This is a genomic window from Cupriavidus sp. SHE (assembly GCF_000812445.1).
Taxonomy (GTDB): domain Bacteria; phylum Pseudomonadota; class Gammaproteobacteria; order Burkholderiales; family Burkholderiaceae; genus Cupriavidus; species Cupriavidus metallidurans.
In genome coordinates this window covers 25,442-39,430 of sequence record NZ_JWMB01000060.1, presented here as the reverse complement: position 1 = coordinate 39,430, position 13,989 = coordinate 25,442, and the positions used below count along the sequence as shown (strand labels likewise).

Genomic DNA, 13,989 nt, shown 5'->3' with positions numbered 1-13,989 from the left:
GGACGTCGCTGTCGGCGACCCCTGCGAATCCCGCAGCCTTTGCCGAAGGCGATAACAGGATGCCCGAAGGGACTTCCTCAGGTTCTTCTTCACGGGTCATCCATGCCGGGCATGTGAGAGGCCCTCGTCATGCGAGGCAAATCCTGAGCAACGCACTCCGGGAAAAGAATGCACTCGTCAATCTACGGCGACCGGCGAACCTGGGCGTTGACTCGGAGTATTCATGAGCCAGGCGGAGCCAGTTCGCCAGCCCTGTCTGTTGCGCTATGAGCTTGCCGAGTTCGTCGTAGAGATCACCCCCGCGACATCCTTCGCACCATTCCTCCTCGCACCATTCCTGTTACGACCAAAGGGCAGACGTAAAACAGATCGCTGTGCAGGCTAATGGCCTTCCGCGGCACGTCCTGGCTTGATGTCAACAGGCCCTCGTCATTGTTTCGGAATCATCTGCGCCCAAGTGGGTGCGCCTTGGAAAACCGGATCGAAGAGGTGTTTTTCTCGGACGTTTCCGCATCTCGCGCGCCAACACCTTGCCTACGATTGAGGCTCTCGCCAATACGCATTGGTGCGCTAGCGCAAGAAGCCAGCCACCCCAAAGGCATAACCCAATTCAGACACCGCCCGTGCCTATGCACTCGCGCTCGATACTTTCCATGCGAACTTTTGCTCTCCTGGTGTTGCCGACAGCCCTTGCAATGACCGGCTGTGCTCAGACGCCGGCGTCGCAGTTGTCGCAGTCGCCGACAGTGCGGCTATGCAATGGCAACACCTGTGCTGATCAGGATCGGCGCATCGCCACGTTCACGCCGGCCGGGCCGTCGGAATCCGATCGCCGCATGGAGGCGTTGGCGCAGAAGGCCGAAGGAAATCCGAATGCTGCCTATGACTTGGGCCTGCGTCTCCTGCGTGGCGATGGCGTGGAGCGCAACACCTACCAGGCGCTGCAATGGATGCGCAAGGCTGGCGACAACGGCCACGTGCAGGCGCAACTGGCGCTTGGCCGCCTCTATCTGATGGGCTTCGAGGAAATGGGCCCCGATCCGGCCGAAGCCGAGGCATGGCTGACCCGTGCGGCCGCCAAGGGCAACAAGGAAGCGGCGGCGCTGATTCCGCAGGCCCAGGCTGCGAAGAAGGACGAACAGGCGGCGTACCAGGTGCGCGAGGCCTACCGAAAGTCCTGGTACGCGTGGTACAGCGGCTATCCGTATTACTGGGTATGGGGCCCCTCCGGCTGGTATCAGCGATAGGCGGCTGAGCGGCCAGGGATCGACTGTCCGAAGCCAGATTGCGCCCCACTGATTTTTTCCCAATTTCTCTCAACAGGAACACGATTTCATGTCCAAGAAGATTTCCTTGCGCGCGGCCGCCTTGGTCGCGTCCCTGGCACTTGCCGGCTGCGCCAACCTCGGTGGCGGTTCCATCAGCACCGGTACGGCGGCGACTGCGTCAACCGGCGCGGCTGGTGGCGCCACCAGCGTGAACGCCAATCCGGCGCTGGAGCGTTGCGATACCCCGCTGGGTACGCTCGCCGTGGATGATGGCCGCGGCAAGGAGTGGTATGCGAGCTTTGGCGCTGCCACCAAGATCACGACCATCGAGCCGCTGATCCGCCTGGCGGTGCAGCAGTCGAACTGCTTCGTCATCACGTCCGTTGGCAACAATCGCACGGAAAGCAAGCTGTCGAACATCACCGACAAGCAGCGCAACTCGGGTGAATTCCGCGCCGGCTCGCGCCAGCAGAAGGGCCAGCGCGTGGCCGCCGACTTCTACATGGAGCCGGCCATCATCATCGACAACGACTCCACGGGCAAACTGGCGGCTGGCGTGGGCAGCCTGTTCGGCGGTGTTGGCGCACTCGTGGGCGGCGCCATGCAGAGCAAGGCTTCGGTCGTGACGCTGACCATGTTCGACATCCGTTCAGGTGTGCAACTTTCGATCTCAGAAGGCAACGCGACGGCGACGAACTTCGGCGCGGCACTGGGTGCATTTGGCGGCGGTGCGGCGGGCGGCCTTGGCGGCTTCTCGCGCACGCCGGAGGGCAAGGCCACCGTGGCGGCCTTCATGGACGCCTACAACAACATGGTCGTCTCGCTGCGCAACTACAAGGCGCAGGAAGTGAAGGGCGGTCTGGGTCGCGGCGGCCAGCTCAAGGTCGGCTCGTAACGTCGATACCCTTCGGCGGAACTGGCCGAAACAAAAACGCCCACAACCTCCAGGGTTGTGGGCGTTTTTATGGTCCGGGACCTCGGGAAGCGTCCCGAATGGCTTAGACGTTGAACAGGAAGTTCATCACGTCGCCATCGTGCACCACGTATTCCTTGCCTTCGGCGCGCATCTTGCCGGCTTCCTTTGCACCATGCTCGCCCTTGAACGCGATGAAATCATCGTACGCGATCGTCTGCGCGCGGATGAAGCCGCGTTCGAAGTCGGTGTGGATCACGCCCGCAGCCTTCGGGGCAGTGTCGCCCACGTGGATGGTCCAGGCGCGCACTTCCTTCACGCCAGCGGTGAAGTATGTCTGCAGGCCGAGCAGCTTGAAGCCGGCGCGGATCACGCGGTCCAGGCCGGGCTCTTCCATGCCCAGGTCGGCCAGGAACTCGGCCTTGTCGGCGTCGTCCAGATCCGCGATCTCGGCCTCGATGGCGGCGCACACGGCCACCACCGGTGAACCGGTGGTCTTGGCGTACTCGCGCACGGCGTCCAGGTGCGGGTTGTTCTCGAAACCGTCTTCACGCACGTTGGCCACGTACATGGTCGGCTTGGCGGTGATCAGGCAGAACGGGCGCAGGGCTTCCCATTCCTCCGGCGCCAGGTCCAGCGTGCGCACGGCCTTGGCCTGGTCCAGCACTGCCTGGGCCTTTTCGAGCACGGCCACCAGGCGCAGGGCTTCCTTGTCGCCGGCGCGGGCCGGCTTGATGTAGCGGGCCAGGGCCTTTTCCACGGTGGCCAGATCGGCCAGGGCCAGTTCGGTGTTGATGACTTCGATGTCCGACAGCGGATCGACCTTGCCGGCCACGTGGATCACGTTGTCGTCCTCGAAGCAGCGCACCACGTGGGTGATGGCGTCGGTTTCGCGGATGTTGGCCAGGAACTGGTTACCCAGGCCTTCACCCTTCGACGCGCCAGCCACCAGACCGGCGATGTCGACGAATTCGACCGTCGCCGGCAGGATGCGCTCGGGCTTCACGATCTCGGCCAGCTTGGCCAGCCTCTGGTCCGGCACCTCCACGACGCCCACATTGGGTTCGATGGTGCAGAACGGGTAGTTCTCGGCGGCGATGCCTGCCTTGGTCAGGGCGTTGAACAGCGTGGACTTGCCGACGTTGGGCAGGCCGACGATGCCGCATTTGAGGCTCATGGTAAACCTTTGAAGTCAATGGCTTACGACTGCCTGGCGCGCGGCTTGTCGCGCGGTGGGCGCCAGTCGATGACAGTCGGAAGTGAATTCGGGGAAGTGACGAGCAAGCACGGATCGCGGCGTTGGCTCACGGATCCTGCGCGTGCTTCATGCACGAAAGGGGCAATTGTAACCCTAGTAACCGTAGTAACCCTATCGGACGCCTTGATTAGAAAGGCTTTGGGCCAGACGCCCGCAGTGTTGCCGGGCGATGCATGGCCCGGCCGATACCCGCGCGGGTACCCGGAAGGTACAGATGGCCGCCTTCGCGCCGCTCAGATGCGGCGCCGGACCATCGCCCGGATCGGCATGGCGCGATCGGACATCTTGCGGAAGACCAGAATGACCGCGACTCCGCACGCAATGCCCGCCAGCACATCCGCCAGGTAATGACCACCCTGCGTCGGTGTCGAAGCAATCATGACGACGTTGAGCATGACGGCGAGGGGAAAGACTGTCGGCAATCGTCGGAGCGCATAGGTGCAGATAATGGCCACCATCGTATGAAAGGAGGGAAGCGAAACCAGACCCTGCACAGGGTTGATGATCTGTAGCGAGCCGTTTCGCAGCAAATGGAAATGGGAAACCGTCTCCGAAGTGTTGGGAGCCGTGATGCCGAAATAGACAAAAGTACTGGAAGCCGGTACGGCGGTCGAGATAATCAAAAGCAGAGCCTCGGCCAACATGATCAGCAGGACAAACTCCGAAAGCTCTGCGTGGTGGCGAGTCAGTCCCAGAATAATCGGTATGGTCAGAAGCTGAATATAAAAACTGAGATACGCCGCTGCCAGGATTTGCCGCAGCGTTTCGTAGGAATGGACCCAGCGATAGAAGGTCAGCCATTCGAAGCCCAGGGCTCGATCGAATGCCAGAAGCGTTTCATCCACCAGCGGGGCGCCGACGGTTGTGCACAGGTACTGCAGCGTATTGCACGCGACAATGAAACAGGCGAGCAGCACGACCCAGCATGTCACATTGGCGATTTCGCCAAGGCGTATTTTCTCCGTCAATGGTGCGTACCGATTGATTCGACTGACGCCGTACAGGCATGTCGACACGAGAAGAAGACCGATCGCCGACTGAATGGTGCTCATTGCGAGCCCATCCTCCACGTCATATTCCGTAGCTGAAAGCCATATCCAGTCGACGCCAGCCAGCAGTAAAGTCAGAAACCATCCAATCAGATAGCGGCGCAGGTTCGAGCGATCCATTGTTGTTTTGATTTTTTGGTATTGCTGCGAGAGGGAAGGGGGCCCTTGCGGCCAGCGTACACGCAAAGCAAAAATCCAGGCAAGCGATTCAAAGTGCGATATGACCTCGACGTGGGGCATTTTCGATGGCACTCGTTTATTGCTCGCGGGATAAGAAGAAAATGACCCGCGGACCGGACGGCGCAGGTCACCCTGACGGCAATGCCGGCTCCGGGCGGTTGGGTGCGCCTGCCGGGAGGCAAGCGGCAAGACCGGTCCGTATGCGTGTCCGAACCGATCACGCGGATGGAGCCCCCGTCACGTCGCTATAATTCAGGGATGTCCGGACCTGCCGCATCGGTGTCACGCACCGTCACTTCTTCCATGTCCTCGAATTCCTCTTCCCGCTTCCAGGTCGCCGTCGTCGGCGGCGGCATTGTTGGCAAGGCCTGCGCGCTGCTGCTGGCGCAGCAGGGTATGCAGGTGGCGCTGGCGGCGCCCCGGCCCGCTGCTGAGGGGGCCCGCCGGGGGGACGATGACTGGGATGCCCGCATCTACGCGTTTTCCGCCAGTTCGCAGGCGCTGCTGGAGCGGCTGCGTGTCTGGGAGGCGCTGGACCCTGCTCGTGTGCAGCCCGTGCGCGACATGCGTGTGTTTGGCGATGAGAGCGCTGCTGAGACCGATCCCTCGCTTGACGGGGATCTGCATTTCTCGGCCTACGCCGCCGCCGTGCCGCAGCTCGCGTGGATCGTCGAATCTGGGCACGTCGAGCGCGTGCTCGATACCGCGCTGCGATTCCAGCACCAGGTGAAATGGTTCGACGACACGGCCACCGGGCTCGAGCGCGGCGTCGACGGTGTGACGTTGACGCTGGCCAGCGGCGCGCAGGTTCGCGCCAATTTACTGGTGGGGGCTGACGGCTCCCGGTCCTGGGTGCGCCAGCAATGTCATATCGGCACCACGCAGCGGCGGTATCGGCAGCTTGGCGTGGTGGCCAACTTCCAGTGCGAGCTGCCGCACCAGGAAACCGCCTGGCAATGGTTCCTGGGGGCGCCGGAGAAGTTGATGGCTGACGAGGAACCGGCCAACGGCGAAATCCTGGCGATGCTGCCGTTGCCGGGCAATCGGGTGTCGATGGTGTGGTCGGCCGATGAGGCACACGCCCACGACCTGCTCGCGTTGTCGCCCGAGGCGCTGGCCGCGACCGTGGCCCAGGTCGCCAGCGGCGCGGTGGGCGCCCGCTTTGGCGCGCTGCGCTGCATCACGCCGGCGCAGGGCTTCCCGCTGGTGCTGCAGCGCGCCGAGCAGTTCGTCCAGCCGCACGTGGCGCTGGTCGGCGATGCCGCGCACGTGGTCCATCCGCTCGCCGGGCAGGGCATGAACCTGGGTTTGCGCGATGTGGTGGAACTCGGGCGGGTGATGGCCGACAAAGAGTCGTTCCGTTCGGAAGGGGATTTGCGCCTGTTGCGCCGCTACGAGCGCGCGCGCGCTACCGATTTGCTCTCGCTGACCGCCGCCACCGATGGCCTGCACCGGTTGTTCTCGCTGCCCGGCACGCCGGCGCGTGTGGTGCGCAATCTGGGGATGCGGGCGGTGGGCAGCCAGGGGCTGATCAAGCGGCTCCTGATCGGCCACGCGCTAGGGTGATGCAAGCCGGAAGAGGCGAATCCACAAACGAGCCACAAACCAGCCCATTAACGATTTACCATTCACGAACAAGCCGGCACACTGACCGGCGCATCGTTTTCCTGGAGTCACTATGTTCCAAATGTTCCGCCGCCGTTCCGCCCGCTTCGCCGCCATCGCGGCTCTGGCAAGCGGCGTGGGCGCCGCCGGCTATGCCCTGCACGCGCTGGCCGCGGACGAGCCGGGCACGGATCGCATCAAGGCGTCGATCCAGAAGATCCTGGGTAGCCGCGCCGAGGTCAAGAGCGTGACCAAGGCGCCGGTGCCAGGCCTGTACGAAGTCAACGTCAGCGGCCAGCTTGTCTATACCGACGCCACCGCTCGCTACATCATCAACGGCGAACTGATCGACACCAAGACCAACACGAACCTGACCGAGGAGCGTCTGGCCGAGTTGAACAAGATCAAGTGGTCGGATCTGCCGCTGTCGCGCGCCATCAAGTGGACCAAGGGTGACGGCAGCCGCACCGTGGCGGTGTTCTCGGACCCGAACTGCGGCTACTGCAAAAAGATCGAGCAGACCTTCCAGCAGATGGACAACATCACGGTCTACACCTTCCTCTATCCGGTGCTGTCGCCGGATTCCACGGTGAAGGCAAAGCAGGTGTGGTGCTCGGCCGATCGCACCAAGGTCTGGCGCGACTGGATGCTGAACCACGTGGCGCTCACGGGCAACGGATCCTGCAAGACGCCGGTTGATGAGAACCTCGAGCTTGGCCACAACCTGAACATCACGGGCACGCCGGCGGTGTTCTTCTCCGATGGCACGCGAATCCCTGGGGCCGCCGACGCGGCCACGCTGGAACGCAAGCTCGCCAGCCTGAAAAAGTAAGACCGACGCCGGACCCCATCCGGCTGTATGAAGCGGCCGGTTGCTACCGGCCGCTTTGCATTTCCGCGCCCCGGATTGATTTCGAATACGACGACGAAAACGGAGACATCATGACGTTCCAGGCCCTGTTGCTGACCCAGACCGATGGCAAGACGCACGCGGAGATCGCGCAGGTCGACGAGAGCCAGTTGCCCGCTGACGGCAACGTGCTGGTCGAGGTCGACTACTCCACGATCAACTTCAAGGACGGACTGGCGATCACCGGCCGTTCGCCCGTGGTGCGCAAATGGCCGATGGTGGCCGGCATCGACGGCGCGGGCACCGTGCTGCAATCGGCCGACCCGCGCTGGAAGGCCGGCGACCGTGTGGTGCTGAACGGCTTTGGTGTCGGCGAGACGCATTGGGGCTGCCTGGCGCAGCGCGCTCGGCTCAAGGGCGAGTGGCTGGTCCGTCTGCCCGACGCGTTCACCACGCGCCAGGCCATGGCGATTGGCACGGCGGGTTACACGGCGATGCTGTCGGTGCTGGCGCTCGAGCGCGGTGGCGTGAATGGACCTGTGCGTCCCGGCGATGGCGATGTGCTCGTGACCGGCGCATCGGGCGGGGTGGGCTCGGTGGCGATAGCGGTGCTGTCGAAGCTCGGCTATCGCGTGACTGCATCGACGGGAAAGACGTCGGAGGCCGACTTCCTGCGCGCGCTGGGTGCAGCGGAGGTGATCGACCGAGCCGAACTCGGCACGCCGGGCAAGCCGCTGCAGAAGGAACGCTGGGCAGCCGTGGTCGACTCCGTCGGCTCCTATACGCTCGTCAATGCCTGCGCCCAGGTGCGGTACGGCGGCGTGGTCACGGCATGTGGACTGGCGCAGGGCATGGATTTTCCGGCTTCGGTGGCGCCGTTCATCTTGCGTGGCGTGACGCTGGCCGGCATCGATAGCGTGATGGCCGCGATGCCGCTGCGCGAAACCGCGTGGAAGCGTCTGGCGCAGGATCTGGCGCCAGACCGGCTGCAGGCCATCACGCGCGAGATACGGCTGGCGGAGGCCATCGACGCGGGGCACAAGATCGTCGATGGCGGCATGCGCGGACGCGTGGTGGTCAACGTCAACCGCTGAAGGCGGCGGTTGCCGCGCACTGGCGTCCCGGGCCGGTCCGGGACGTGACGCTACAATCGTGACCATGACGCCGATCCGCTACGCCATCGCCCCGCTTCATCCGGAAGCCCACCTGTTCGCCGTCACCGTGACGGTGGATGTTCCCGATCCCGCTGGCCAGGTCTTCACGCTCCCTGCGTGGATTCCGGGCAGCTACATGATTCGCGACTTCGCCCGCAATATCGTCCGCATCCGGGCCGATGCGGGCGACGTGGCGGTGCCGCTGACCAAGCTCGACAAGCAGAGCTGGCAGGCCGCGCCGCTGGCGGCGGATGCCGGGCCGCTCGTGGTCAGCTACGAGGTGTACGCGTGGGATTTGTCGGTGCGCGCTGCGCATCTCGATACCACGCATGGCTTCTTCAATGGCAGTTCGGTGTTCCTGCGTGTGGTCGGGCAGGACGATGGTCCGTGCCTGGTCGATATCCACGCGCCCGCAGGCGAAGCCTATGCCGACTGGCGCGTTGCTACGGCATTGCCCGAGGCGCGCGGCCCCGGTGGCGCGCGGCGCTACGGCTTCGGACGCTACCAGGCCGCCGACTACGATGAACTGATCGACCATCCGGTGGAGATGGGCACGTTCGCGCTGGCCAGCTTCCGCGCCTGCGGCGTGCAGCATGACGTGGTCTTCACGGGCAAGGTGCCGCAGCTTGATCTGCAGCGCGTCTGCCGCGATCTGAAGAAGATCTGCGAGGCGCAGATCAAGCTGTTCGAGCCGCGCTCGGCTCGCGCGCCGATGCTCGACAGCAACCGCCGCTACGTGTTCATGACGATGGTCACGACCGACGGCTATGGCGGCCTGGAGCATCGCGCCAGCACGGCACTGATGTGCGCGCGTAACGATCTGCCCGCGCGTGGCGACAGTGAGGCCAGCGAGGGGTATCGCACCTTCCTGGGCCTGTGCAGCCACGAGTATTTCCACACCTGGAACGTCAAGCGGATCAAGCCGGCGGCATTCGTGCCCTATCAGCTTGAGAGCGAGACCTACACGCCGCTGCTCTGGCTGTTCGAAGGCTTCACGAGCTACTACGACGATCTGGTTCTGGTTCGCACCGGGCTGGTGACCGACCAGCAGTACGTCGAGATGCTGGGCAAGACCTGGAACGGCGTGCTGCGCGGCAGCGGCCGCACCAAGCAGAGCGTGGCGGACAGCTCGTTCGATGCCTGGACCAAGTACTACCGCCAGGACGAGAACGCGCCGAACGCCATCGTCAGCTACTACACCAAGGGTTCGCTGGTGGCGCTGGCGCTGGACCTGACGATCCGCGAGAAGACGCGCGGCCGCAAGTCGCTCGATGACATCATGCGCGCGCTATGGCAACGCTACGGGCGCGACTTCTACGCACCGGGCGCCGCGCAGCGCGGCGTGACCGAGGCGGAGGTCTACGCGTTGTTCGATGATGTCACCGGCCTGAAGCTCGGCACCCTGCTGCGCGCGCTGACCGAGGGCACTGGCGAGATCGGACTGGTGCCGTTGTTCCGTGCGTTTGGGGTCAAGGCGGAAGTCCAGAAGCCGGACGGCACGGCCGCGCTCGGCATCAAGACGGCCAAGCAGGACGGCTGGGTGCGCGTGAGCCAGGTGCTCGACGGCGGGGCGGGGCAGAAGGCCGGGCTGTCGGCGGGCGACCTGCTGGCCGCCGTCGACGGGCTGCGCGTGGCGCCGGGTCAGCTTGAAAAGCTGCTCGGGCGTTACCGGGCAGGCGATCGCGTGGAACTCCACGTGTTCCGGCGCGATGAACTGCAGGTGTTGCCGGTGACGCTGGCGCGCGAGCCGGCGGTGCAGTACAAAGTGTCGGTGGAAACGGGCAAGCATGTCGGGAGAGCGCGCTGGCTCGGCCAGTAACCTGCCTGCCACCCTACCGTCGCCGCCCTGGCGACGGCAGGGCTCCCCTTTGACCCGGCCGACCCGGCATTTGTAATCGCCCCCCATGGAATACGCGCACGATCCCCGCACGTTCCTCTACTCGCACTACATCTACCGTGGCCTGCGCTCGGCCACGGGGGTCATCGGCATGACGCTGCTGGCCATGCAGTTCATGGACCTGCCCAGCGCGATGGTCGTCTCGATGGGCGCGCTGTGCACCAGCCTGATGGACCTGCCGAGCCCGCTGAACCACAAGTTCAACGAGATGCTGGCTAGCGTGCTGCTCTGCACGGCGGTGACCGTGGTGGTGGCGCTGGCCACGCCGTTCCCGCGCGTGATGCCGTTCGTGCTGGTGCTGGTCACATTCCTGGCCGGCATGATGACGGTCTACGGCAACAAGACCATGCCGTTGCAGTTCTCGATGTTGTTCGTCATGACGCTGACGATCAACGAGGAATTCGTCGTGCGCACGGCCTTGTCTCACGCGGGACTGTTTGGCGTGGGCGCACTGGGCTACTTGCTCTACGCGATCAGCGTGGCCTGGTTCATGGAACGCCGCACGCGGCAGCAGATCCTGGCGGAGTCGCTCTACGAGATGGCGGCCTACCTCGACATCAAGGCGGGGTTCTACGACGCCGGCACCGACTACGACGAGCTGTTCAACCGGCTGGTGCGCCAGCAGATCGTGGTGGCCGAGCGCCAGCAGGCCGCGCGCGACATGGTGCTGCGCGGCAACAAGACACCGTTCGATGGGCTGCTGGTGCGGGTGCACCTGCGCATGCTGGAGCTCTACGAGTATCTGCTGTCGACCAATACCGACTATCCGCTGCTGCGGCAGACGTTCGGCGGCACGCCGGTGCTCGACGCGTTGCGCCGGCTCGTGCGCGGGCTCTGCAAGGACCTCGAGGAAATCGCCTACGACATCACGCGCGGGCGGCCGTCGTACAGCGCGCACGACTACGCGGCGGACCTGCGCGCGGTGGAAAGCGAGATCGCACAGCTGCGCCACCTCAATGTGTCGGCCACAGCGATGACGGCACTGGTCGATACCTTCGACATGATTCGGGGCGCGGTCACGCTGATGGGGCAATTGCACGAGGCTTCGCGCACGCCGGTGGAGCCGGCTCAGGTGCTGCCCGGTTCGGACATGACCCCGTTCCTGACGCGCCAGAAGTACGAACTGGGCGTGGTGCTCGACAGCCTGAACTGGCGCTCGCCGGCGTTCCGGTTCGCGGTGCGCATCACGCTGGCGGTGGGGACCGGGCTATTCCTGGGCGAACATTTGCCGTACGCGTCGCACAGCTACTGGATCCTGCTGACCATCGTGGTGATCCTGAAGCCGAACTTCAGCATGACCAAGCAGCGCTACAACGATCGTCTGATCGGCACGCTGATCGGCTGCATCATCAGCGTCGGCATCCTGCACTGGATTCATGCGCCGCTAGTGCTGCTGGGTGTGCTCTATCTGGCGCTCGTGGCCAGCGCGGCGTTCTCCACGATCAAGTACCGCTACACCGCGATTGCCGCCTGTGTGCAGGTGCTGATCCAGATTAACCTGCTGATTCCGGGCAGCCAGACGGTGGTGGGCGAGCGGCTGGTCGATACCGTGATCGGCGGGATCATCGCGTCTGTGTTCAGCTTCGTGCTGCCGAGCTGGGAGTACCGCGCCATTCCGAAGCTGGTGGAGAACGTGCTGCAGGCCAACCGTCGCTACATTGCGGCCACGCGGGATCTGCTGCTGCGCAAGGCGCAGGACGACTTTGCATACCGCGTGCAGCGCAAGCAGTTCATGGATGCGCTGTCGGCGCTGATCTCGTCGTTCCAGCGCATGCTCGACGAGCCGCGCAGCCGGCAGCGCGCGGTGGATAACCTGAGCCGCTTCATCGTGCAGAACTACCTGGTGGCCGCGCACGTGGCCGCTGCCCGGATCCAGGTGCGGCAGCACTACGGCGAACTGGATGTGCCCGCAGCCGAGGCCTCGATTGAGCAGGCCACCGAGGCGGCCGTGCGGTCGTTGACGCTGGCCAGCGAGCGGCTGGCGGGCGAGGAACGGCATGGGGCGCGTGGCGCGGGGTTCATCCGCACACCGACAGAGGCGGCGGTGGCCGGCGTAGGCATGGTCCATCAGAGCGCGCCGTCCTCGGCCACGGATCTCACGGCGGACGACGCGAGCGAGCGCCGCGCGCGTATCGCGGACTCGGCGGACCGGCGCAAGGCCGAGGTGCTGGCGCAGGCCGCGGCGGCCGGCGAGATCGGTGCGGCCGAGCCGATTCAGCGATCGCAGGATCAGCGTGCCGAGTCCTCCGCGAGTGCTTCCGGGCGTGCGGCCAATGCGGTGCTGGAGCGCCGCCTGCGCGCGCTGCGCGAGGACGCAGCGAAGATCGCGCTGCGTACCGGCGCGATCGGCCGGGCGATCCGGACGCCGTGGAAGGGGTGATCGAACGGAATCGCGACGGGTTTTCTCTCCTCTCCCATGTGGCGGGCGAGGAGAGAAAACCTGCGGCATTCACGCTGACCTAGACCTTCCCAGTCGCCCCGGCTTCCTCCACGTCGGGCAGCTTGAACACGCCACTGTTGAACGAGTAGCCGTAAACCTCGCCGTACCGGCCCCAGTCGATCGCGATCGTCAGCACACGCTGGGCCTCATCCGGCTTCAGGAATGCCTGCATCTCGCGCAGGACGGTTTCCTCGCCAACCTCGCCGTCCTCGCTCTCTTCCAGCTCGCGCCGGATGTGAGCGGCCAGCGCCACGTGGCTCAGCAACTGCTTGCCGAACACGACCTTGCGTTCGGAGGGCTCGGTCTCGTAGTAGCTACGGCCGAGCGCCGTCGATGTGATGTCGCCGCGCTCGATGGTCGCCAGCCCCAGCAACTGCATGGCCTCGCAGGCCGGCAGCAGTTCGTCGTCGGTCAGCCCGGCTTCGTCGGCCAGGTGCGGCAGGTCGGCGCGGCCGAAGAACGGCGATTCGTGCAGCAGGTCGAGAATGGCCTCCATCTGGCTGATGTCGGCTTCTGGCAGGCGGTAGCCGATCTGCTGCGCGGCAGCCATCGCGGGCACGCGCAGCCCCAGCGCGGCCGGCGAGGTCATCAGCGTGTAGACCTCGTCGATCAGCGCGCGCACTTGGGCGCTGTCGCGATTACGTGGGCGCGCGAACGGCACCCGTACCTCGGCGCGCACGCGCCCCGGGTCGCTCGACAGGATCACGATCCGGTCGGCCATCATCACCGCTTCCTCAATGTTGTGCGAGACGATCAGGATGCTCTTGATGTTGGCGCGGCCCGATTCCCACAGGTCGAGCATTTCATCGCGCAGCGTTTCGCCGGTTAGCACGTCAAGGGCCGAGAACGCCTCGTCCATCAGCAGCAGGTCCGGCTGCGTCACCAGCGCCCGGGCTATGCCCACACGCTGCCGCATGCCGCCGGACAGTTCACGCGGCAACGCGCTGTTGAAGCCCGAGAGACCGATCATGTCGATGGCTGCTTCGGCGCGCCGCACGCGTTCCGCCTTCGGCACGCCCTGCGCTTCCAGCCCAAGTTCCACGTTCTGCTGCACTGTGAGCCACGGGAACAGCGCGAATGACTGGAACACCATGGCGATGCCTTCGGCCGTGCCGACCAGCTTCTGGCCACGGAACCGCACCTCGCCACGGTCCGCGCCGACCAGGCCGGCCATGATCCGCAGCAGCGTCGATTTGCCGGAGCCGGACTTGCCGAGCATGGCGACGATCTCGCCTTCACGCAGCGTGAGGTTGACGCCTTCGAGCACGGCGCGATCGGTATGGTCGGCGGTACGGAATACCTTGCCCACGTCATGCAGTTCGATGACGGATGGGGCCAGTCTGGATGGGTTGTCGTGCAGTGCCATCGTGCGAAT

The 13,989-nt window shown here is 64.9% G+C and carries 10 protein-coding genes; 7 read left to right on the top strand and 3 right to left on the bottom strand.

Annotation, left to right across the window (positions count from 1 at the left end; all coding sequences use genetic code 11):
- Positions 1-653 precede the first annotated feature (653 nt).
- A complete protein-coding gene (locus RN01_RS26910; protein WP_024570341.1) occupies positions 654-1,247 on the top strand; it encodes a tetratricopeptide repeat protein in 594 nt (197 codons plus the stop codon).
- Between the two features lie 88 nt (positions 1,248-1,335).
- Complete coding sequence (locus RN01_RS26905) at positions 1,336-2,163, top strand: hypothetical protein (protein WP_017514291.1); 828 nt, start codon at positions 1,336-1,338, stop codon at positions 2,161-2,163.
- A 103-nt stretch (positions 2,164-2,266) separates the two neighbouring features.
- On the opposite strand, the gene ychF is transcribed toward RN01_RS26905, so the two are convergent.
- Positions 2,267-3,358 carry a redox-regulated ATPase YchF gene (gene ychF, locus RN01_RS26900; RefSeq protein WP_017515963.1) on the bottom strand — a complete coding sequence of 364 codons (1,092 nt, stop codon included), beginning with the start codon at positions 3,356-3,358 and terminating at the stop codon, positions 2,267-2,269.
- Positions 3,359-3,672: 314 nt separating this feature from the next.
- Positions 3,673-4,728 (bottom strand): phosphatase PAP2 family protein, encoded by a 1,056-nt coding sequence (locus tag RN01_RS26895; protein ID WP_080672864.1) that lies wholly within the window; start codon positions 4,726-4,728, stop codon positions 3,673-3,675.
- Positions 4,729-4,809: 81 nt separating this feature from the next.
- On the opposite strand from RN01_RS26895, the gene RN01_RS26890 reads away from it, so the two are divergent.
- The 5 genes from RN01_RS26890 (at position 4,810) to RN01_RS26870 (ending at position 12,554) form a co-directional block, all read left to right on the top strand.
- Complete coding sequence (locus RN01_RS26890) at positions 4,810-6,234, top strand: UbiH/UbiF family hydroxylase (protein ID WP_080672865.1); 1,425 nt, start codon at positions 4,810-4,812, stop codon at positions 6,232-6,234.
- Positions 6,235-6,346: 112 nt separating this feature from the next.
- Complete coding sequence (locus RN01_RS26885; protein ID WP_008648688.1) at positions 6,347-7,105, top strand: DsbC family protein; 759 nt, start codon at positions 6,347-6,349, stop codon at positions 7,103-7,105.
- Positions 7,106-7,215: 110 nt separating this feature from the next.
- Entirely contained in the window at positions 7,216-8,217 is a 1,002-nt protein-coding gene (locus RN01_RS26880) for an MDR family oxidoreductase (RefSeq protein ID WP_011517670.1), read from the top strand.
- A gap of 64 nt (positions 8,218-8,281) precedes the next feature.
- Positions 8,282-10,096 carry a M61 family metallopeptidase gene (locus RN01_RS26875; protein ID WP_024570343.1) on the top strand — a complete coding sequence of 605 codons (1,815 nt, stop codon included), beginning with the start codon at positions 8,282-8,284 and terminating at the stop codon, positions 10,094-10,096.
- An 85-nt stretch (positions 10,097-10,181) separates the two neighbouring features.
- On the top strand, positions 10,182-12,554 hold the full coding sequence (locus RN01_RS26870; protein WP_017512570.1) for an FUSC family protein: 2,373 nt from the start codon (positions 10,182-10,184) through the stop codon (positions 12,552-12,554).
- A gap of 79 nt (positions 12,555-12,633) precedes the next feature.
- On the opposite strand, the gene RN01_RS26865 is transcribed toward RN01_RS26870, so the two are convergent.
- On the bottom strand, positions 12,634-13,980 hold the full coding sequence (locus tag RN01_RS26865; protein WP_017512571.1) for a nitrate/sulfonate/bicarbonate ABC transporter ATP-binding protein: 1,347 nt from the start codon (positions 13,978-13,980) through the stop codon (positions 12,634-12,636).
- Between the last annotated feature and the right edge of the window lie 9 nt (positions 13,981-13,989).